General features: G+C 69.8%; 19 protein-coding genes and 2 pseudogenes. 14 read left to right on the plus strand and 7 right to left on the minus strand.

Annotation, left to right across the window (positions count from 1 at the left end; genetic code table 11):
- Nucleotide 1: 1 nt before the first annotated feature.
- Nucleotides 2-1603, minus strand: a complete 1602-nt coding sequence (locus L1066_RS22225; RefSeq protein WP_235738566.1) for a BTAD domain-containing putative transcriptional regulator — start codon at nt 1601-1603, stop codon at nt 2-4.
- 154 nt (nt 1604-1757) lie between these two features.
- Between L1066_RS22225 and L1066_RS22230 the strand changes: the two genes are divergently transcribed.
- From L1066_RS22230 to L1066_RS22250, 5 genes and pseudogenes are all read left to right on the plus strand, one after another.
- The gene (locus L1066_RS22230; RefSeq protein ID WP_235738567.1) at nt 1758-2492 is read left to right on the plus strand and encodes an AfsR/SARP family transcriptional regulator; all 735 of its coding nucleotides are present in this window, start codon (nt 1758-1760) and stop codon (nt 2490-2492) included.
- A 143-nt stretch (nt 2493-2635) separates the two neighbouring features.
- Entirely contained in the window at nt 2636-2797 is a 162-nt protein-coding gene (locus tag L1066_RS22235) for an LPXTG cell wall anchor domain-containing protein (RefSeq protein ID WP_235738568.1), read from the plus strand.
- Nucleotide 2798: 1 nt separating this feature from the next.
- A complete protein-coding gene (locus L1066_RS22240) occupies nt 2799-4181 on the plus strand; it encodes a glycosyltransferase family 2 protein (protein WP_235738569.1) in 1383 nt (460 codons plus the stop codon).
- Nucleotides 4168-5166: pseudogene (wecB, locus tag L1066_RS22245) on the plus strand (non-hydrolyzing UDP-N-acetylglucosamine 2-epimerase); the annotation flags it as partial. The gene L1066_RS22240 and the pseudogene wecB, both read left to right, overlap by 14 nt.
- Nucleotides 5167-5308: 142 nt before the next feature.
- Nucleotides 5309-6346, plus strand: coding sequence for an MBL fold metallo-hydrolase (locus L1066_RS22250; RefSeq protein ID WP_235738570.1), 1038 nt, complete (start codon nt 5309-5311; stop codon nt 6344-6346).
- Between the two features lie 3 nt (nt 6347-6349).
- On the opposite strand, the gene L1066_RS22255 is transcribed toward L1066_RS22250, so the two are convergent.
- A complete protein-coding gene (locus L1066_RS22255) occupies nt 6350-7240 on the minus strand; it encodes a LysR family transcriptional regulator (protein WP_235738571.1) in 891 nt (296 codons plus the stop codon).
- A gap of 70 nt (nt 7241-7310) precedes the next feature.
- Between L1066_RS22255 and L1066_RS22260 the strand changes: the two genes are divergently transcribed.
- Nucleotides 7311-8303, plus strand: a complete 993-nt coding sequence (locus L1066_RS22260) for a YeiH family protein (protein ID WP_235738572.1) — start codon at nt 7311-7313, stop codon at nt 8301-8303.
- Nucleotides 8304-8351: 48 nt separating this feature from the next.
- The gene (locus tag L1066_RS22265) at nt 8352-8861 is read left to right on the plus strand and encodes a spermidine synthase (protein WP_235738573.1); all 510 of its coding nucleotides are present in this window, start codon (nt 8352-8354) and stop codon (nt 8859-8861) included.
- Nucleotides 8862-9041: 180 nt separating this feature from the next.
- Here L1066_RS22265 and L1066_RS22270 read toward each other — a convergent pair whose 3' ends face one another.
- From L1066_RS22270 to L1066_RS22275, 3 genes are all read right to left on the minus strand, one after another.
- Entirely contained in the window at nt 9042-9995 is a 954-nt protein-coding gene (locus tag L1066_RS22270; RefSeq protein ID WP_376707722.1) for an ABC transporter substrate-binding protein, read from the minus strand.
- Nucleotides 9917-10381 carry an ABC transporter substrate-binding protein gene (locus tag L1066_RS27180; protein ID WP_283095567.1) on the minus strand — a complete coding sequence of 155 codons (465 nt, stop codon included), beginning with the start codon at nt 10379-10381 and terminating at the stop codon, nt 9917-9919. The genes L1066_RS22270 and L1066_RS27180 overlap by 79 nt, the downstream gene beginning before the upstream one ends.
- A gap of 244 nt (nt 10382-10625) precedes the next feature.
- Nucleotides 10626-11171, minus strand: a complete 546-nt coding sequence (locus L1066_RS22275) for a nuclear transport factor 2 family protein (RefSeq protein WP_235738574.1) — start codon at nt 11169-11171, stop codon at nt 10626-10628.
- Between the two features lie 169 nt (nt 11172-11340).
- Here L1066_RS22275 and L1066_RS22280 point away from each other — a divergent pair, with 169 nt between their 5' ends.
- The 7 genes and pseudogenes from L1066_RS22280 to L1066_RS22310 all read left to right on the plus strand — a co-directional run bounded on the left by L1066_RS22280 (nt 11341) and on the right by L1066_RS22310 (nt 19426).
- Nucleotides 11341-12471 (plus strand): PucR family transcriptional regulator, encoded by a 1131-nt coding sequence (locus L1066_RS22280; protein ID WP_235738575.1) that lies wholly within the window; start codon nt 11341-11343, stop codon nt 12469-12471.
- A 64-nt stretch (nt 12472-12535) separates the two neighbouring features.
- A pseudogene (locus L1066_RS22285) lies at nt 12536-13916 on the plus strand (class II fumarate hydratase).
- A gap of 99 nt (nt 13917-14015) precedes the next feature.
- A complete protein-coding gene (gene surE, locus L1066_RS22290; RefSeq protein WP_235738576.1) occupies nt 14016-15209 on the plus strand; it encodes a 5'/3'-nucleotidase SurE in 1194 nt (397 codons plus the stop codon).
- Between the two features lie 126 nt (nt 15210-15335).
- The gene (locus tag L1066_RS22295) at nt 15336-16031 is read left to right on the plus strand and encodes a class I SAM-dependent methyltransferase (RefSeq protein ID WP_235738577.1); all 696 of its coding nucleotides are present in this window, start codon (nt 15336-15338) and stop codon (nt 16029-16031) included.
- Between the two features lie 169 nt (nt 16032-16200).
- Nucleotides 16201-17634, plus strand: a complete 1434-nt coding sequence (locus L1066_RS22300; RefSeq protein WP_235738578.1) for an acyl-CoA synthetase — start codon at nt 16201-16203, stop codon at nt 17632-17634.
- Nucleotides 17635-17682: 48 nt separating this feature from the next.
- Nucleotides 17683-18261 (plus strand): TetR/AcrR family transcriptional regulator, encoded by a 579-nt coding sequence (locus L1066_RS22305; protein WP_235738579.1) that lies wholly within the window; start codon nt 17683-17685, stop codon nt 18259-18261.
- Nucleotides 18239-19426: an NADH:flavin oxidoreductase gene (locus L1066_RS22310; RefSeq protein ID WP_283095568.1), complete on the plus strand. Its 1188-nt coding sequence runs from the start codon at nt 18239-18241 to the stop codon at nt 19424-19426. The genes L1066_RS22305 and L1066_RS22310 overlap by 23 nt, the downstream gene beginning before the upstream one ends.
- Before the next feature lie 31 nt (nt 19427-19457).
- On the opposite strand, the gene L1066_RS22315 is transcribed toward L1066_RS22310, so the two are convergent.
- The gene (locus tag L1066_RS22315) at nt 19458-19892 is read right to left on the minus strand and encodes a hypothetical protein (RefSeq protein WP_235738581.1); all 435 of its coding nucleotides are present in this window, start codon (nt 19890-19892) and stop codon (nt 19458-19460) included.
- Nucleotides 19893-19904: 12 nt separating this feature from the next.
- Nucleotides 19905-20582, minus strand: a complete 678-nt coding sequence (locus tag L1066_RS22320; RefSeq protein ID WP_235738582.1) for an aggregation-promoting factor C-terminal-like domain-containing protein — start codon at nt 20580-20582, stop codon at nt 19905-19907.
- Between the last annotated feature and the right edge of the window lie 68 nt (nt 20583-20650).

Raw genomic sequence — 20650 nt, forward strand, 5'->3', positions numbered from 1 at the left:
GTCAGCTGACGCAGGTAGAGGGGTTCCCGCCCGTCAGGCGGTGCGCATCGACGATCGCAGCTGACGACGGGCCGGCGCCGAGCAGGCGGCCTGCCTGGTCGAGGTCGAGACCCGACAGCCGGACGACCGCCAGCGCCCGATCACGCAACTCGGCCAGCACCGCAGCCAGTTCCTCGGACACACCTTCGTTGTCGCGCACGGTGACGACCAGCGCGATCGACACCCGCGCACGCCGAGCAAGCAGCGCCAGCAGCACCTCGACGAGCTCCGGGGTGGCCCAGTGGAGGTCCTCGGCCACGACGAGCAGTCCTCCCAACCCGGTTGCGGCCTCCTCGAGCACGTCCACGATGCGCTGCTGCAGTTCGTGGGTGTCGCTCCACTCGCCTTCCCCTTCGGGGCCACGCTCCAGCAAGGTGGCGGCGCCGGGCACCTGGTGCTCGAACTGGGCCAGGAGCGGGGTCAGTGCGGCGTACGGGAGGGAGAGTCGACGGTCGCAGTGGACGACGCCGATGGCTGCGCCGAGTGCGTCGGAGTCGGGTGTCGAGGCGGTGTTGACGGCGTGTCGCAGGAGCGCCGACTTGCCGATCCCGGCCTCACCGGTGACGACGACGGCGCTCGGTTCCGCGTTGGTCAGCGCCCGCGTGAGGATGCCGGCGACGACGGCGAGCTCGTCGTCGCGGCCCACGATGTCATCCGGGTGGGCGAGCCAGGTCGGCAACGTCAGGGCCGGGCTGGGATGCCGTGGTGCGGGCGCCACCGTGGGGGTGGCCGGTGGCCGGGTGGGCGGACGGACGGTTGGCTCACTGGACGGCGTCGCCATGTCGGCAACCCCTGCATGCTCGTCGGCACTTGCCTGCACCCGGTCACGGACGGCACGCAGCTCACTTCCGAGGTCGACGCCGTACTCACCGAGCGTGCGGCGCGCGGTGTCGAGCGTCGTACGCGCCTTGCGGTGGTCCCCCGACGCGAGATGGGCCTCGACCAGCAACGCCCACGCGTGCTCGCGAGCCGGGTGGCCCTGGGTGATCGCCTGCAGCGAGGCGACGGCCGCGGCGGGACGTGCGGAGCCGATCAGCGCTTCGGCGAGGTCTTCGGAGGCTCCCAGTCTCAGCTCCTCCAGGCGGGCCAGGGCTGCCTGCGTATCGGGGTGGTCGCGCCAGTCCATGAGCGCGGCACCGCGCCAGAGATCCAGCGCCTCCTGGAGTTCATCGGCAGCAGCAGCGAAGGCAGCCTCGTCGAGCAGAGCCCGCCCTCGCTCCATCCGCGCGACGAAGAGGTTCAGGTCGACCTCGATCAGGATGGGGTCCAAGCGATAGCCCTCGGCCTCCCCGACCACCGCGTCCGCCCCGAGAAGTTGTCGGCACCGCCAGATCTCCGTGGCCAGCGCACGCCGGGCCCGGGCCGGCGCCTCGGCCCCGTAGACGGCGTCCACCAGCTGGTCGGCGCTGAGGGCGCGGCCTTCCATCGCCGCGACGGCCAGGGTGGTCAGCAGTCGCCGTTGGCGCGCGGCACCGGGACTGCGCGCACCATCGGGACCGGTCAGTTCGACCGGACCGAGGACCGCCAGCCTGTGCGAGGGAGTTGTGCCCGAGTCCGCTGTCATTGCTGATGTCGAGTCTGTACCCAAAATGGGGTATGTCGACGTTTGATCTCATCGCCTGAGCACCCCAAATTGTGACGCCACCCACATGCGGTGTCGGATGCCCGCGTGAGCGGCCCGTGATCGGCTGCGCCGAGCTCCTCCTAAGGTCATGGCCGTGCGCTACGACATCCTGGGCCCGCTGCAGGTCAGCAGCGATCATGGTCCGCTCCAGATCCCCGGAGGCAGTTGTGCGAAGGCTCTCTGCTGGCTGATCGCCAATCGCAACGATCCGGTCACGCCCGGCGGCATGGCTGCCGCGCTGTGGACCGATCCCGGCACTGGGTCGGCCGCACGCGCCACCGCCGCGGTGCGGAGCCTGCTCCACGTCCTCACTGCCGACCACCTCAGTGTCAACGGGGTCGCCGTGCTCAGCGCTCCCGACGAGGCCGTCGACGCCCACCGATTCGAACGCGGCGTCACCGAGGGCACCCGGCTGGCCGAGGCCGGCGACCACGGTGCTGCCGAGGTCGAGCTGCGCACCGCCCTCGGGCTGTGGCGCGGCGATCCCTATCCCGAACTCGAACGCGCCCTACCGGTCGTCGGTGTCGTCGACTCGCTCCATGAGTTGCACCTGCGCGCGCACGAGGAGTTGTTCGGCCTCGCGCTACGCCGCCCGGTCGGCTATCCCGTCGTCGCCGACCTCCGGTCGTGGACGATCCGCCACCCCGACCGCCTCCGTCTTCACCTCCAGCTCGCCCAGGCGCTCTATCGCACCGGCCGTCAGATCGATGCGCTCGAGACCGTCAACCGGGCACGCGCGCGGATCGGCAGCTTGTCCGCACTGACCGAGCTCCAGACCGCGATCCTGCGCCAGGACCCGGCCCTCGCCGCTGGAGAGTTCACGCCCTGACCGCCGTGTGACTCCGCACGGTCGCACGTGTGACCGCGTTGTGACGAGTGGGCGAACCCCGCACCCCAGTGTGGGGGTCGTCCCCTCGGCTCCTCGGAAAGGCGTGCGATGTCGTCTCCCCACTCCCCCATCGGTGTCCGCTGATGGCGCAGTACGGGTCCGGTGCCCCTCCTGGCGGATCGGGCATCATCCTGCTGCCCGCCACCGGTGCCGCGATCCACCTGTCGTGGGTCCTCGCCGCGGTCTGCCTGATGCTGGCCGGCCTGCTGCTGATCCGCTTCTCGATGGTCGAGCGGGACGATTGAGGTGGACGCCTTCTTCCAAGTGGTCAATGTCGCCGCCCTGCTCGTGATGTCGCTGGCCGCTGCCTACTTCTTCCTGGCCCTGGGCCTGGGGATCCGGCAGCTGCGTCGGCAGAAGACCTCGGTGGCGTTCCAGTCCGAGATCCAGTACGGCGAACCCTTCGTCCCGCTGTATCGCGTGGATCCGACGCCCCCCGACCAGTGGACCCTCTACTTCCTCATCCCCTGCCTCAACGAGGAGGCAGTGATCGCCAGCACCGTCTCCGCCCTGCGCTCCCCCGCTGGCTGGGACAGCCGGATCATCGTCGTCGACGACGGATCGGACGACCGCACCGGCGAACTCGCCGAGACGGCCGGAGGCGCGCAGGTGAGCGTCGTACGCCGTGAGCTCCCGGAAGCGCGCCAGGGCAAGGGAGCAGCACTCAACGCCGGTCTCGCCCACGTGATGGGCGACGTGCGGGCCCGAGGCCTCGACACGTCGCAGGTGCTCATCGTCGTCATGGACGCGGACGGGCGGCTCTCCGACGGCGCCCTCCACGAGGTGCTGCCGTTGTTCGAGGATCCGAGGGTCGGCGGCGCCATGCTGGCGGTGCGGATCCGCAACCGGTCGACGAATGCCCTGCTGCGCTTCCAGGACCACCAGTTCTGGACGCTGTCGGCGCTGACCCAGTTCGGCCGGATCAGCACCCACACCGTCAGCCTGGGCGGCAACGGGCAGTTCACCCGGCTGTCGGCGTTGCTCGAGATCGGCGACGAGCCGTGGACCTCGTCCCTCACCGAGGACCTGGACCTGTCGATCAGCCTGTCGGTGCGCGGCTGGCACACCACTTCCACGCCCCGGGCGGCCGTGGACCAACAGGGCGTCGAGACGCTGTCGACCCTGCTGCGACAGCGGACGCGGTGGTACCAGGGCCACATGCTCTCGGCCAAGCGGGTGCCCCAGATCCTGCGCTCCAACAAGCTCAGCACGGCCGGGGCGATCGAGATGGTGCTCTATCTCGCGGTGCCCTGGGCCTTCGACCTCCCGTGGTCGATCCTCTACCACCTCGTCCTCATCGAGACCGCCCTCCTGGTGCATCACGACGGCCTGTTCGCCGGTAGCGGCTGGCTGTTCGGAGTCGAGGTCGCCTTCTGGTACCTGCTCGGCTTCTGGCCGGCCCTCGTGACGGCGTACTTCGCCAAGCGCCGCGATCCCGCCCACAGCTGGCGCGCCGCGTTCCTGCTCGGCCACTGCTTCGTGCTGACCAACTACTTGTCCTACGCCTGTGCCTGGCGCGCGCTCTGGAGGATCCTGCGCGGCCAGACCGGCTGGGCGAAGACCGCTCGCCTCACCGAACCCGCACCGCAGCCATCCACGCCCACGAGGAGTCCTGATGCAGTCCACTGAGTCCCACCGCACGGCGGTCGTCGTCGGCACTCGCCCAGAGATCATCAAGCTCGCACCCGTGGTGCGCGAGCTCGGGGACCGGGCCCTGCTCATCCATTCCGGGCAGCACTGGGACCCCGACCTGAGCGACACCTTCTTCGCCGGTGCGGGCATCGCGCCGCCGGAGGTGACGTTGCGAGACGTGGGCGGACGGGACCGGGCCGGGCAGCTCTCGACGATGATCGGGCAGCTCGGCGAGCTCTTCGCCGCCCGCGGGCCCGACGCCGTGATCGTGCAGGGCGACACCAACACCACGTCAGCCGCAGCCCAGGCGGCAAGCTGCGTGGGTGTTCCGGTGGTGCACGTCGAGGCCGGCCTGCGGTCCTACGACCGGGCGATGCCCGAGGAGCTCAACCGCCAGGTCGTGGGGGTGCTGGCCGACCTGCACTGCGCTGCCACCAGCCGCAACGTGGAGAACCTGCTGCGTGAAGGCATCCCCGGGGAGCGGATCCGCCTGACCGGCAACACGATCGTGGAGGCGACCGAGCGGGCGTTGATCGAGGCCCGACTGACCGACCCTCCCGAAACGGTGCCGGAAGAGTTCGTGTTGGCGACGATCCACCGCCCGGAGAACACCGACGACGTCGTGAACCTGTGCACGATCCTGACCGAGCTCGCCTCGCTGCCGCTTCCCGTCGTGCTGCCACTGCATCCACGCACCCGCAAGCAGATCGGCGCGTTCGGCCTCGACCACCTGTTGGACGCGCTCCACGTGATCGGTCCGGTCGATCACACCCGGTTCCTCGGACTGGCGGACCGCGCGGCGTTGCTCGTCTCCGACTCCGGCGGGGTCCAGGAGGAGTGCACCGTGCTCAAGAAGCCACTGGTCGTCGTCCGCAACTCGACTGAGCGTCCGGAGTCGATCGAGGCCGGTTTCGCCCATCTCGTACGCCCCGGAGACGAAGTGGGAACCCTCGCCCGCGCCTTGCTGGGTGACGGTTCACTGCACCGACGGTTGCGGCGCACCCCTCGCCGTACGGCGACGACCGTGCAGCTGCGCGGATCGTGGCGGAGACGCACGACCTGGTGGCGGGGCTGCTCACGGCCTGAGCCTCCTCGGTCCCTGGCAGGACGGGGCCCTTGGAGGGATGGGCGAGAATCGCTGCGTGCGACTTCCTCTCCCCCGCGACGTCGGCGGTCGACCCGACCCGGCGACGTACCTCGGCTCCCCGCAACTGCGCGACGGGCTCTTCCACAACCGGGTGACCACGCGCCCGGTGACCGAGTTCTCGCGCAGCGAGTTGGCGCGCGACTTCGCCCGCAAGGGCAGGTCGGGCCGCCCGACAGCACCGATCCCGGTGGTGTCCCCGACCCTGCCCCGCCACGCTGCTCGGTGCGCCGCGACCTGGCTGGGCCATGCCTCGGTGTTGTTGGAGGTCAGCGGCCACTGGGTGCTGACCGACCCGATCTGGAGCAATCGCTGCTCCCCCTCGCAGGCCGTCGGGCCCAAGCGCCACCACCCCGCGCCGATGCCGCTCGCCTCGCTTCCGGAGCTGTCGGCGGTGTTGATCTCCCATGACCACTACGACCACCTCGACACCCGCACCGTGCGGTGGCTCCTGGAGCACCGGTCGGTGCCGTTCGTCGTGCCGCTGGGCATCGGCGCCCATCTCCGGGCGTGGGGTGTGCCGGAGTCGCGGATCGTCGAGCTCGACTGGGGTGACCAGCACCACGTCGACGACCTGGTGCTCACGTGCGCGGAGGCCCAGCACTTCTCCGGACGCCTCTTCACCAACAACACCACGCTGTGGTCGTCCTGGGTCCTCGCAGCGGGAGAGACCTCGGTCTTCTTCGGTGGTGACACCGGCTACACGCCTGCCTTCGCGGACCTCGGTGAGCAGTGGGGTCCGTTCGACCTGACCGTGCTTCCCATCGGGGCCTACGACGTGCGTTGGCGCGACATCCACATGGATCCTGACGAGGCCGTGCAGACCCACCGCGACGTGCGGGGCGACGTGCTCCTACCGGTCCACTGGGCCACCTTCGACCTGGCGTTCCACACGTGGGCCGATCCCGTCGAGCGACTGCTCACGGCCGCCGGCGACGACGTACGGCTTGCCCTGCCGCGCCCCGGGGAGCGATTCGTGATCGACGAGGAGCTGCCCACCGACCCGTGGTGGCGCTGAGGTTCAGCGCCGGAGCGCGGCCTCCGCGATCCGGAGCAAGCGCCCCGCCTGCTCGCGCAACGGCTCCTCCCGCCGCCAGACGGCCGTGAGCGGCCGACGCAGGTCGAGTTCGTGGCTCACCTCGACCAGCCGCCCCGCCTCAACCGCGTGGACGGCCGCGCGGTGGGAGACGACGCCGGGGCCGACTCCTGCCTGCGCGGCTCCCAGGATGGAAGCGGTCGAGCTGACCTCGAGCGCCTGCGGCGGCTCCGAGCCCAGCGCCGCCTCGAAGGTACTGCGGGTGCCGCTGCCCTCCTCCCGGAGCACGTACGACGCCTCGGCCAACTGACGCCGCGTCAGCGGGGAGCTGCGGCGTGCCCACGGGTGGTCGGGGGCCACCACGATCACCAGGCGGTCACGGCCGATGAGCTTGCAGTGGAGGTCCTCGGGCAGGAGATAGGTCTCGAGGAAGCCGATGTCGACCTGCCCGGCGCGGACCAGGTCAGCGACAGCGCGACTGTTGATCACCTGGAGCCGCGGACGGACGTCGGCGTGGCGGGCCTGCAGCTGGCTCAGCCACAGCGGCATCAGGTATTCGGCGACGGTCAGGCTCGCCGCGACGCGCAGGTCCTGCTGGCGGCTGCGTCCCATCGCGGCCAGCGACTCCCGCATGAGGTCGGCCTCGTGGACGACCCTACGGGCCCAGGCGACGACGGCCTCCCCGTCGTCGGTCAGGGCACTGCCGCGGGCGGTGCGCTCGACGAAACGGATCCGCCAGCGGGTCTCGAACGCCCGGATCCGTCCACTGGCCGCGGGCTGGCTGATGCCGGCCTCGCGCGCGGCCGCTCCGATGCTGCCGTGCTCGGAGACCAGCAACAGCAGGCGCAGGGTCTCGAGATCCACGTCCGGAGTCATAACCCCAGCCTATGGGGTGGTGCGGTGGCGAGGTCTGCCGCCGGCCGCGGTTCCGCGGGAGGCTGGTGCCATGACCGGACCCGCGCACCACACCACGCACCACCGCCTGCTGTCGCCCTGGGTGCTGCCCATCGGCGCAGCGGTGCTCTCGATGTGGCTCGGGCAGCTGCTCGGGTGGGTGAGTCCCCTGCTCGTCGCCCTTGCGCTCGGCGCACTGGCGACCAACGCCGCCAGCCCGGGCCTGCGTCGCCACCTCGACGCCGTGACCACTGCAGGCGTAGGCACGCTGATGCTGCGGCTCGGCATCCTGCTCATCGGCTTCCGGCTCTCCGTCGACCACCTGGTGGCGATCGGCGTCCGCGGCGTGCTCATCGCGGTCCTCACCGTGGCGATCTCGCTGACCACCACGCGCTGGCTGGGACGGCGGCTCGGCCTCGATGACGACCTCGCCCACCTGCTGGCCGCAGGGGTGTCCGTGTGCGGCGCAGCCGCGATCGCCACCGTCCAGGACGGTGTGCGCGCCAAGCAACGACACGTTGCCGTTGCGCTTGCCCTGGTCACCGTTCTCGGCACCGCATGGATCGCCGTGATCCCGCTGCTGGCCGGAATGCTCGGACTCAGTGACCTCGATGCCGGCATCTGGGCAGGGGCGAGCATCCACGAGGTCGCGCAGGTCGTCGCCGCCGGCACCCTGCTCGGTCCCACGGCGCTCGCCGTCGCGGTCAGCGTGAAGCTGACCCGGGTGCTGCTGCTGGCGCCCGTGCACGCTCTCGCCGTCCGCTCCGCGCGCACTCCCGGAACGGACGCCGTGCCACTGGTTCCGTGGTTCGTCGCGGGCTTCCTCGTGGCCGCCCTCCTCCGCTCCACCGGACTCATGCCCGCCATGTTGCTCACCGGACTCGACGCCGCTGCCACCTTCATGCTCGCCGGCGCCATGGCCTGTCTCGGCCTGGGCATCATCGCCCGGAGCCTGTGGCCGCTGCCGTGGCGTGCTGTCACCGTCGCCGTGCTCGGCACCTGCACCGTCACCGTCGTGCCCCTCGCCTTGGTGCTCCTGACCTGACCGGGCCACACTGACGACGACACCGCCGTCTCCCACGAGGAGTTGACCGTGCCCGACACCCGAGCCGCCACAGAGATTGCGCGAGCCCACTCGCCCCGCGGGGAGGTGACGCTGCACCGGCGCGAGCGTGACGGCGTCGAGGTGCTGGAGCTCCGGGTCAACGGTGTCTTCGTGATGGACACCGTCGAGACGAGCTCCGAACGAGCGCTGGCCAGCTGGGCGCTCGCCCTCGTCGACCACCCCACCCGGGTCCTCGTCGGCGGCCTCGGTCTGGGCTACACCCTTGCCGAGGTGCTCGCCGACGACCGCGTCGAGATCGCGACCTGCGTCGAACTCGAGGAGAGCCTGGCCGGTTGGATGCTCGACGGCACCGTGCCGCAGGGTCCAGCTCTGCTCCGCGATCCACGCGCTCGGCTGGTGATCGGAGACGTCGCCGAGGTGCTGGCTAACGCCGCCCCCGCGACGTACGACCTGGTGTTGCTGGACGTCGACAACGGGCCCGACCATCTCGTGCACGACCACAACGCAGCGCTCTACGAACCCCCTTCCTCGAGGTAGCCGCCCGCGCCACCCGGCAGGTGCTGACGATCTGGTCCGCTGCGCGGAGCGACCCGTTGGAGGCGGCGATGCGTTCCGTCGTCGGGAACTGCACCGCCGCCTCCCATGAGGTGGCGCTCGGCCCACGCGCCGAGACCTACTGGCTCTACGTCAGCAGACGCTGAGCAAGGAGGACGAGGATCAGCCCTCCACCCAGGCCGTGTCGAAGAGGACCATGGTGCTGCCGCTGCCCGTGATGTCATGCACGTTGTCGTTCCAAGTGATCACCTCGGCGAATGGACCGAAGTTCAAGAACGGCACCAGCTCGTTGATCTTCTGCTGGATCTTGTCCATGACGGCGATGCCCTGAGCGTCGACCTCTGCCCCCTGCAGCTCCAGCAACAGGGCATCCAGCTCCGGGCTGGTCGCCATGCCGAAGCCCTGACCGCCCTCGGAGTGCAACGTGGCATACATTTTCGAGAAGGGGTCCGCGTCTCGGTAGTTCAGCCCCCACTTGGCGAGGTCGTAGTCCCTCTCGACTGCCACCTTGCCGATCAGCTGCGAGATGTCACGGGCGAAGTCGAGCTCGACCTCGAAGCCCACCGCCTCGAGCGACGCCTTGGCTGCCAGTGCCGAGTTCCGGGCGCCCGGGTCGTTGACACTGCGGTAGACCAGCTTGCCGTCGAAGCCGTCCGCCTTGGCATCCTTCACCAGCTCTCGCGCCCGATCCGGGTCGTTCTCGGGGCCCACCGTGCTGGAGTGCCACCGCGAGTAGTCGGGGAACATCGTCGTCGATGCCAGCGCCTTGCCGCCGTATGCCCTGGACGACACCGACTCCGGAGCAACAGCCAGGGCCATGGCCTGCCGCACCCGCGGGTCCGCGCCCGCACGCCCCTCACTCGCGTTGACCAGCACCATGCTGCCTACTCCGACCATGCTCACGTACGCCGGCGTACCCGCCTCGATCAGCGGGGCCACCTTCTCCGGGTCGGTCACCAAGGTCATGTCGACCTCACCGGATGCCAGCGAGTCGAGGCTCGCCTGCTGGTGCGGCATGTAGACAAAACGTAGCGACTTCAGTGCCGGTGCCCCGGCCCAGTAGTCGGGGTTCGCCTTGAGCACCAGCTCCTCCTGGGGCGCCCAGCGGTCGAGCAGGAACGGCCCGGCACCGACGGGCTTGAACCCCTCCCCGAGCCGGAGGAGTCGGCCACGATCATGCCGGGACCCGTACTCAACGCGCTCGGGAAGGACATCCACGGCTGGCGCAAGGTGTAGGTCACCGTGGCACCGGCCGCCGCGATCCCTTCGACGTTGGCAGCCCAGAGGCCGGCCTCCGGCCCCGGCGTGGCGACGTACCGCTCTTGGCTGCGCTTGACCGCGGCAGCATCCAGCGGTGATCCATCGCTGAAGCTCAGTCCCTCACGCAGCTCGACCACCCAGGTGGTGCCGCCGTCCGCTGTCTCGACCGACTCGGCCAACTGCGGCACGAAGGTGGCCGTGGCGACGTCGTACCGGGTGAGCGAGTCGTAGATGTTGAGCATCTCGACACCGCCAGTGGTGCCGGCAGCGATCGTGACCGCAGGGTCGAGCGAACGCGGCTCCCCAGCCCGGCGAAGGTCAGCTGCCCGCCCTTGGTGGGCGACGCATCCACCGCTTCGATCACGGTGAAGCCATCCTTGTAGATCACGGCGTCGTCGGTCGAGGCACCGTGGTCGACGCTCTCGCTGCACGCCGCAAGCAGCAACCCCGCCGCGAGTCCCGCAGCGACGCGAACCAGGCGTCGCGTCATGCCGACGCCATGATGTCGACGTAGGCCTGTGGCAGGTCGGCGGGCGCGACTGCGGTGATGCTGGTCGGGCCGCTCTGGTACGAGTCCTCGGCGACCAGCTTGCCGTCGGCATCCACGGGCCAGAGGATGAGCTGGCGGTTCACCACCAGATACGCGGTCGACGCGTCCTGGGCGAGACCAGCCGCCACGGCGACGTCGCCGGGGTAGATCTGCTTCAGGTAGCCCTCCGTGACCACGCAGTCGTCGTCCACCACGAGACGGTCGATCTCGAACTCGAGCACGTTCGTGCGGCTCGCCACGAAGTCGGCGTAGTACTGACGCAGCACGTCGAAGCCCTTCGGGCCGGTGTCCTTGCCGCCGTTCCAGAAGTGATAGTTGGGGTTCGGGGCCATCGTCGCCATCAGGGCGTCGAGATCCGGCGCCGACTCCGCTTTCATGTGCTCGATGACGATGCCGAGCACGACGCGCTGACGCTCGCTCGTCGTCGTGGCCAGGCGTTCCTCCAGCGGGCGCCAGGTGCGGGTGGGGTCGATGACAGCCATCGGTCTGATTCCTCCAGTGAGTCGAACACGAATCCAGGACGCCGGCCCCGAGCTCGGCGTTGGTCCCACGCTCGCAGCGCGCCGTGTCCCGAGTCACCCGACGGTCGTCGGCAGATCCGACCGCTCCACACGCCGCCCGTCGGGTGGGCGCGTTCTAGACTTCCGCTCCATGAACGCAGCCGACGGCCCCTGGGACGTCGCGATGGAGCTCACCGCCCGATTCGACCGCCTGGTCGAGGAGCAGGTGACCCCCGACGACCTGCTCCGTTCCGCCGCCGAGATGGCGGGCTGCCCCGTCGGTGCCCTGGCCCCCGGCGGCGCGACAGCACGGTACGACGCCGCCGGGCGTGTGCCGACCGCACCGCACCTGGTGACCCCACGGCGCTCGGACGACTGGACCGTCTGGCTGGAGCGCGAGGGCGCGGCGCAACCGCATGACGATCTGCTGGCGCAGCGGGTCATGGCCGCACTGCGCCTCCTGCAGCAACTCCGGAGCAGCTCGATGCCGCCGCCCTCGCTGGGTGACAGCGGCCTGGTCGATCTGCTGCTCTCCGACTCCGAAGGCTGGGACCGGCGCATCCGCGCCGCTGAACTGAGTGGGATCGACCCCCATCACTCCCTTCAGGTGCTGGTCGCATCCACCACCGACACCAACAGCTCCGTGACCGGGATCGCGGCGATGATCGCCGAGCTCACCGGCCGCAAGGTGCACCGCGGCGCCACCCGCGACGACCTCACCTGCTTCGTCGTCCGGGCTCCCGAGGTGAGCGCAGCGCAGCTGGCACTCGACCTGCATGCGCAGATCGCCGAGGGGCACCCCAGCCACCAGGTGACGCCCGACGAGCGAGGTCCCTGGATCGGGATCGGCACCCGTGTCCACGTGCTGGAGGCATCCCGTTCTCGTGAGGAGGCTCGGCGAGCACTGGAGTTCACCTCCTCGCGATGGCACGGTCGGCGAGCGATAGCCCACGAGAAGCTCGGCGCCCTCGAGCTCATCACCCACCTACCGGTTGCCCAGGTGCTGGCCCACCCCGACCTGCGCCGCCTCGATGAGATCGCCGCCACCGAGTCGGGAGCGATCGACATCGACACGTTGGAGGCGTTCTTCATGTACGGCACGTTGCGTCGCGCAGCCGACGGCCTCCATGTTCACCACAGCACGGTCGCCGACCGACTCCGACGGATCGAGGCCGTGATGGGCTGGAGCCTCGAGGATCCCAACGACCGTTTCAAGGCAGCGCTCACCCTGATCCTCCGAATCCGGGCGCGCTCAGCAATCAGCGCACGAGTCGTCGACTGAGCTCCCTCCTGTGCCAACGGCCGGTTGGACGGGGCTTCTCCAGGCACCGCATAGGCTCGATGCCATGACCGACTACCGCATCGAGCACGACTCCATGGGCGAGGTCCGGGTCCCCGCCGACGCACTCTGGCGGGCGCAGACCCAGCGCGCCGTCGAGAACTTCCCGATCAGCGGCACCACCCTCGAGCCGCGACTGGTGCGCGCGCTCGCGCTGGTCAAGGGCGCCGCGTCGGTGGTCAACACCCGACTCGGAGTGATCGAGGCCGAACAGGGCGAGGCGATCGATGCCGCGGCGGCCGAGGTTGCCGCCGGCGAGCACGCCCGACATTTCCCACTCGACGTCTTCCAGACCGGTTCCGGCACCAGCTCCAACATGAACATGAATGAGGTGCTCGCCTCACTGGCCAAGGCTGCGGGCGTCGAGGTGCACCCCAACGACCACGTCAACGCCAGCCAGTCCTCCAACGACACCTTCCCGACCGCGATCCATGTGGCCGCGGCGCTGGCCGTGGCGGAGGACCTGCTGCCAGCACTCGCCCACCTCGCCACGTCGCTCGAGACCAAGGCCACCGAGTTCGCCGATGTCGTGAAGTCGGGCCGCACCCACCTCATGGATGCCACCCCGGTGATGCTCGGCCAGGAGTTCGGCGGCTGGGCGGCGACGGTCAGGTATGCCGGGGAGCGGCTTGCCGACGTACTCCCCGGGTGCGTGAACTGCCCCTGGGCGGCACCGCGGTCGGCACCGGCATCAACACCCCGCCCGGCTTCGCCGCCGAGGTGATCGCGACGATCTCGGAGCGCACCGGCCAGGAGTTCAGCGAGGCCCGCAACCACTTCGAGGCGCAGGGTGCACGCGACTCACTGGTCGAGCTCAGCGGGGTCCTGCGCACCATCGCCGTCGGCCTCACCAAGATCTGCAACGACCTGCGCTGGATGTCGAGCGGTCCCACCACCGGCCTGGCCGAGATCCACCTGCCCGACCTGCAGCCCGGGTCGAGCATCATGCCGGGCAAGGTCAATCCGGTGCTCCCCGAGGCCACCTTGATGGTCTGCGCACAGGTGATCGGCAACGACGCCGCCGTCGCGACCGGAGGCGCAGCCGGAAACTTCGAGCTCAACGTGATGATGCCGATGATGGCGCGCAACCTGCTCGAGTCGGTCCGGATCCTCGCCACCTCCACCGTGCTGCTGGCCGACCGCTGCATCGATGGGATCACCGCAGACGTCGAACGGATGCGTCGCTACGCGGAGTCGTCACCGTCGGTGGTCACGCCCTCAACCGGCACATCGGCTACGAGGCCGCGGCGAAGATCGCCAAGTCGGCCCTGGCCGACGGACGCACGATCCGCGAGACCGTCCTGGCGCTCGGCTACGTGGAACGTGGCGAGCTCACCCTGGAGCAGCTCGACGCGGCGCTCGACGTGGAGTCGATGACGCGACCCTGATCCCGGTCGCCGGAAATCCTCTCCGAGGGAATAAGGCACGTGCCTTATCTTCTGCGGGACCTGTGAAGAAGGTCACACAGCCCCCGGAAGGATCACCTGATGTCCCGCACTGCCCTGGCAGGCGTCGCCGTACTCGCCGTCGCCATCGCCGCCACCCCCACGCTCGTCGCTTCCGCCGGCCCGGGCGCCGCGCCGCAGGCCGCGCCCACCACCTTGCCCACCGAGGCTCTCGACATCCTCATCACGAACGACGACGGATACGACGCGCCTGGCATCAACGCCGTCTACGACGCCCTCAAGGAAGCCGGCCACAACGTCACGATGGTGGCGCCGGCCAAGAACTACAGCGGGGTCAGCTCCTCGATCCAGTTCAGCGGCAACACCTCCGCCTCGCAGCCCGTGCCCGAGGACGAGAACATCTGGGCGGTCGACCTCAGCCCGGCCGGCACCGTCCTCTTCGCGCTCGACGTCGTGCTGGACGAGAAGCCGGACCTGGTCATCTCGGGCACCAACGTCGGCTCCAACACCGGCTTCGACACCAACTTCTCCGGCACCATCGGCGCAGCCACCATCGCCACGGGCATGCAGGACATCCCGGCACTCGCTGTCAGCACCGTCGCCGGTTACACCCCTGACGCGCCCGGCGCCTACGAGGAGACCGCCGACCTCGTCGTCGACCTGCTCGACCGCGGACTCCCGGTGCTGCCGCGCGGCCAGTTCCTCAACATCAACTATCCGGAGCTCACCGACGAGCTCACCGAGCCCAAGGGCGTCGCCTACACGGCGAACGCGCAGGCATCCGCGGCCGCGTTCACCTACGACGACTCCGTCGACGACCCGGAGACCGACGAGATCGAGTACAAGGTCGTGGGTGCCCGAGGCACAGAGACGCCTGCTCCGGGTTCGGACACCGCCATGCTCAAGGCCGGCTGGGTCACCTTCGGCGTGCTGGACGCCGACCGCTCGGTCGACGTGAAGAACGTGCCCGACGTGGCTGCGCTGGTGCGTGCGCTCAACGGTGAGGCAGACCCGAAGCCCCAGCCGTCGGTCTCAGCCCTCCCGGCCAAGGCGAAGAAGAACAAGGCTGTCCTGTTCGGCACCAGCAACGTCGCGAAGGGTGTCAAGGCGAAGGTCCGCTGGGAGCCGATCGCCAACCGCAAGCTGAAGACCGTCAAGCAGACGGTGAAGACCAAGAAGAACGGCGTCAAGGTCAAGGCCCCCAAGGCCGGCCGCTACCTGGTCACCGTGAAGGTCAAGAAGATGAAGGTCCAAGGGGTCGTCACGGTCAAGTGATCTCCGACTGATCGACCGTGTGGTGGGGCCGGATGCCGAGGAGGCGCCGGCCCCACCCTCGATTGGCCCACATCTGGTCAGCTCCAGCCATTCACCTTGTTGGCTTTGCGGACTACGGTCGAGGACATGGAAGACATCGGTGCCGTCCATCAGCAGTACCTCACCGAGGAGCGTCTCGAGTTGCGACGCGGCTTCTGGCAACCCGGCCCCGAGGGCGACCCGGCGACCGCTGCGCTGGACAGCATCGTCGCCTCTGGCGCCCGCGAGGTGCTCGAGCTCGGCTGCGGCACCGGCGCCTTCGCCGCCCGGCTCCAAGCGGCCGGACCGATCCACGTCACCGCCCTCGACCAGTCGGCCCGCATGGTCGAGCTCACCAAGCAGCGTGGCGTCGAGGCCCGCGTCGGCGACGCCACGGAGCTGCGCGCGCCCGACGACTCCTATGACGCGGTCGCCGCACTCTGGATGCTCTACCACGTGCGCGACCGGGCCACCGCCCTCGCGGAGGTACGTCGTGTGCTGCGCCCCGGTGGCATCTTCGTCGTGATCACGATCGGCGAGGACCACCTCGCCGAGTTGCGCGTCGAGGCCGGTGGCAAGCCCTTCCGGCCCCGCTTCTCGAGCGAGAACGGCGAGGAGCAACTGCGGGAGCACTTCTCCGAAGTGGTCCGCTCCGACTTCCACACCTTGGCGGTCTTCGACGACCAGGCAGCGGCGCTCACCTATCTCGACTCCGGCAGTGACGACGTACGGTGGCGGTTGCCGGAGTTCGACGAGCCGAGGCAGTACGCCGGTCACGTCACCATGTTCGTCGCGCGCGGCTGACTCCCACGCAAACCTGCGGGAGTGCCGGGACGAACCCCGTGGACGCGTCCGCTTTGGCAGGTGTTGCCGGACGATGCCGCCTTTCGTGGTGGCCGGCCACGTGGAGTGGGGTCACTCCGATGCGGGAGGATCGCAGCGAAGACGCTGCCGATCCCGACGAGGTGCCCCGATGACGCACGACCTGCTCCCCGCCCTGACCGATCGCACAGGGCGCCACCCGCTGACGGTCGACGGGGTGACGTTGAGCCCCGAGGAGCTGTTGGGGGCAGCGAGCGCAACGGCGGCGCAGTTGCGTGGCCGCAGCCGGGTCGCGGTCAACGCGACGCCCACCATGGAGACCGTCGTGGCAGTCGTCGCGGGCCTGCTCGCCGGCGTCCAGGTGCTGCCCGTCCCGCCCGACTCCGGCGCCGCGGAGCTGCGTCACGTCCTCGCCGACAGCTCCCCCGATCTCTGGTTGGGACCGACTCCGTCGGAGGCCGCGCGAGCCGAAGGTCCCGACCTCCAGCACCTGCCGATCGACCTGACGGCGCGCGCTGCCCCCGAACCCGTTCCCAGCTCCCCCGACGACATCGCGTTCGTGCTCTACACCTCCGGCACCACCGGTCTGCCCAAGGGCGTGCTGATCCCGCGGCGAGCCGTGGCCGCCGGTCTCGACGGGCTGATCGACGCGTGGGCGTGGACCGCTGACGACGTGCTCGCTCACGGACTTCCGCTCTTCCACGTCCACGGCCTGATCCTCGGCGTCCTCGGCCCGCTGCGCGTCGGCGGCGGCCTGGTACACACCGGCAAGGGCACCCCCGACCGCTATGCCGAGGCCGGTCGCAACGGAGCCACCATGTTCTTCGGCGTGCCGACCATCTGGAGCCGGGTCGCCGAAGCGCCCGAACATGCCGAGCACCTCCGTGGCGCCCGACTGCTCGTCTCCGGCAGCGCCGGACTCCCGGTCCCCGTCTTCGAGAGGATCGAGCAGCTCACCGGCCACCAGATCGTCGAGCGCTACGGCATGAGCGAAACCCTCATCACCGTCGCGACCCGCGCCGACGCCACCCCTGCGGCCGGGTGGGTGGGTGTGCCGATCACCGGCGTCGAGACTCGCCTGCGCGACGAGGACGGCAACGACGTGCCCCACGACGGCGAGTCGGTCGGGCAGCTCCAGGTGCGTGGAACCACGGTCTTCTCGGGTTACCTCAACCGCCCGGACGCCACGGCCGAGTCGTGGACCGCCGACGACTGGTTCCGCACCGGTGACGTCGCCTGCATCGCGCCCACTGGCGAGCACCGGATCGTCGGTCGTGAGTCGGTCGACCTGATCAAGGCCGGCGGCTACCGAATCGGGGCCGGCGAGATCGAGTCGACGCTACTGGGCCACCCGGCGGTCGGCGAGTGCGCCGTGGTCGGCCTGCCCGACCCCGACCTCGGCCAGCGCATCGTGGCCTTCATCGTTGCCCGGGGCGAGGTGGCTGACGAGGCGGAGCTCGCCACCGAGCTGACGGCCTACGTCGGCAGTGAGCTTTCCGCTCACAAGCGCCCGCGCGAGGTCCGCTTCGTCGCAGGCCTTCCCCGCAACGAGATGGGCAAGATCCAGAAGAAGAAGCTCTCCTGACCCACGGAGCATTTTGAAGCACTGATTCAAACATGTTTGAATCAGTGCGTGCCCCCGTCGAGGACCTCCACGCGCGACCGCCTGCTGGCGGCCGCTGAGCGACTGCTGCTCGAGGGCGACTACGACAGCCTGTCGCTGCGCGCGGTCTGTGCCGACGCCGAGGCCAACGTGGCCGCGGTCCATTACCACTTCGGCGGCAAGGACGGTCTCGTCGCCACCTTGCTGCAGGAGCGCCTCGGCCCGGTGTGGGAGGACTCCCTCGCAGCGCTCGTTGACGCGGCGACCCTCGCGGACTGCGTCCATGCCCTGATCGATCCGCTGGCCGACCTGGCCCGCGAACCCGGCGGCCGCATGCACCTGCATCTGCTCGCCCGTCTGGTGCTGGGCCGCCGCGACGTGGCCTGGGCCGCAGAGTGGTTCAGCCTCGCCCCGTGGGTCGACCTGCTCCAGGCACGCGTCCCAGGGATCACGACCCGCGAGGCGGAGGTGCGCTGGATGCTCGCCTTCGACCTCGTGCTCACGCAGTTCGGCGACCCGCTCGGAGGCGGCCGGGCGCTCTCCCGTGCCGCCACTGCCACGATCCACCGTTTCGTCACTGCAGGTCTTGCCGCGGAGGTCCATCCATGAACGACGTCTTCTCCCTGCTCGCCTGGGACCGGTGCAGTTGCGCAACCGGGTGATCAAGGCGGCCACCTTCGAGGGACGCACGCCGGACGCACTCGTCACCGACGAGTTGATCGACTACCACCGGGCGCCGTCCGCCGGGGGCGTGGGGATGAGCACCGTTGCCTACTGCGCGGTCTCCCCCGAAGGCCGCACCGACCGCCACCAGATCCACATGCGCCCCGAGGCCGTCCCTGGTCTGCGCCGGCTCACCGACGCCATCCATGCCGAGGGTGCCGCCGCCAGCGCCCAGCTGGGTCATGCCGGTCCGGTCGCCAACGCCGCCTCCAACCGGCTGCCTGCGATCGCGCCGGGCCGGCTCTTCAGCCCGCTCGGCATGGCCCGCACCCACCGCCCGGACGACACCGACATCCGTCGGATCATCGACGCCCACGCCGCCGCCGCACTGCTGGCGATCGAGGCCGGCTTCGATGCCGTGGAGCTGCACTTCGGCCACAACTACCTGACCAGCTCGTTCCTGAGCCCCCTGCTCAACCGGCGCAAGGACGCCTGGGGTGGGCCGCTGGCCAACCGAGCCCGGATGGCGCGCGAGATCGCCAAGACGGTGCGCGAAGCCGTCGGCGACCGCATCGCCGTCACCGCCAAGCTCAGCATGGACGACGGCGTCCCCGGCGGGCTGCGCCTCGAGGAGAGCCTGCAGGTCGGTCGTTGGCTCGAAGCCGACGGCGCACTCGACGCGCTCCAGCTGACCGAGGGCAGTTCGCTGCTGAACCCGATGTACCTCTTCCGTGGCGACGCACCGCGCAAGGAGTTCGCCAAGGTCTTCCCCAAGCCGCTCAGCTGGGGAATCAAGATGGGTGGGCGCGCCTTCCTGCGTGAGTTCCCCTACGAGGAGGCCTACCTGCTCGAGGACGCGCGCCAGTTCCGCGAGGAGCTGAAGATGCCGCTCATCCTGCTCGGCGGCATCACCAACAAGGAGACGATGGACAAGGCCATGGCCGAGGGCTTCGAGTTCGTCGCCATGGCCCGAGCACTGCTCCGCCAGCCCGACCTGCTCCGTCGGATCCAGGAGGACGCCGACACCAAGTCGCTGTGCATCCACTGCAACAAGTGCATGCCGTCGATCTACACCGGCGCGCGCTGCGTGTTGGCCACCCACGCCACCTGACCCGACGAAGTCGCAGCTGCTGCTTGCCGGGTCAGCCCAGCCAGGCCTTCAGGAACCCGGCGAAGAGCACGGCGCTGCCACCGATCTCGCCAATGACCAACGCGGCCATGAAGCCGCGTACGCCGCGCTGCGGGTGGCGGAGCTGGTTGTCGGTGTCACGTCGCATCCCGTGCCACTGGTAGGAGGCGATCGCCGCCACGAAGAAGGCGGCCGGCACCAGGGCGGCGACCACGTCCACGGCGGTGGGCCAGGTGCTCAGCTCGGCGAAGAGCGCGAGCAGGAGCAGCGCGAAGGCATACATGAGCGCTGCCCGGTGGGCGATGTCGACGTACACGTGTGCCTGCGCCGCTGGTGACGCGAGGATCTGGCGATACTTCAGGACCCCGAGGGCAAGGGCCCACAGGAAGACGAGACCCGAGCAGGCAATGAGCAGCTGCGTCTCGAAGGCAAGATCAACGACCTGCACCGGGTGCTCCGGTCAGTACCAGTTGTGGGACTGGCTGTGGCCCCACGCACCGCACGGCGTGCCGTAGCGGTCCTGGATGTAGCCCAGGCCCCAGCGGATCTGGGTGACCGGGTTGGTCGCCCAGTCCGCACCCGCCGACGCCATCTTGGAGCCGGGAAGCGCCTGCGGGATGCCATAGGCACTGGAGGTCGGGTTGTCGGCGTTCCAACGCCAGTTGGACTCGCGAGTCCACAGCGAGTCGAGACAGGAGAACTGGTCGGATCCGAAGCCGAACTCGGCCAGGAGGACCTTGGCGATCTCCTTGGGGTCACCGTCGGAGTGATCCTCCGTACGAGTGATCGCGTTGCCCTCGGTCTCGGCGCTCAGCAGTGCCGGCTCGGCCGTGGCGGCGGCCACGTCTCGGCGGTCCACCTCGTCGCGCAGGCCGGAACGGGAGACCGGCTCGGCCTGGGCACGCTGATTGAGCACGTCGGCATCGAGTGTCGTGTCTGCCGAGACCGCCATCAGGTCGGCGCCCGCGCTGCTGGCGGCCACCTGCCCAGCGTTTGCGCCGAGGACTCCGGTGGCAACCGTCGCACCGGTCGCGGCCACGGCGATGCCAGACATGATCACGGTGCTGCGCACGATCCGCCTGGACCTGCTGGCGACGGGCGCCTTGTGCTTCGCGACGTACAACTTGTGTTTCGACACAGGCCAACTCGGGGCTCGACGACAGGGCAGTGGACCGCTTCGTGCTCCCCAGCCAGCTGCGGTCCGCG

The sequence above is a fragment of the Nocardioides alcanivorans genome (assembly GCF_021555175.1).
GTDB lineage: Bacteria > Actinomycetota > Actinomycetes > Propionibacteriales > Nocardioidaceae > Nocardioides > Nocardioides alcanivorans.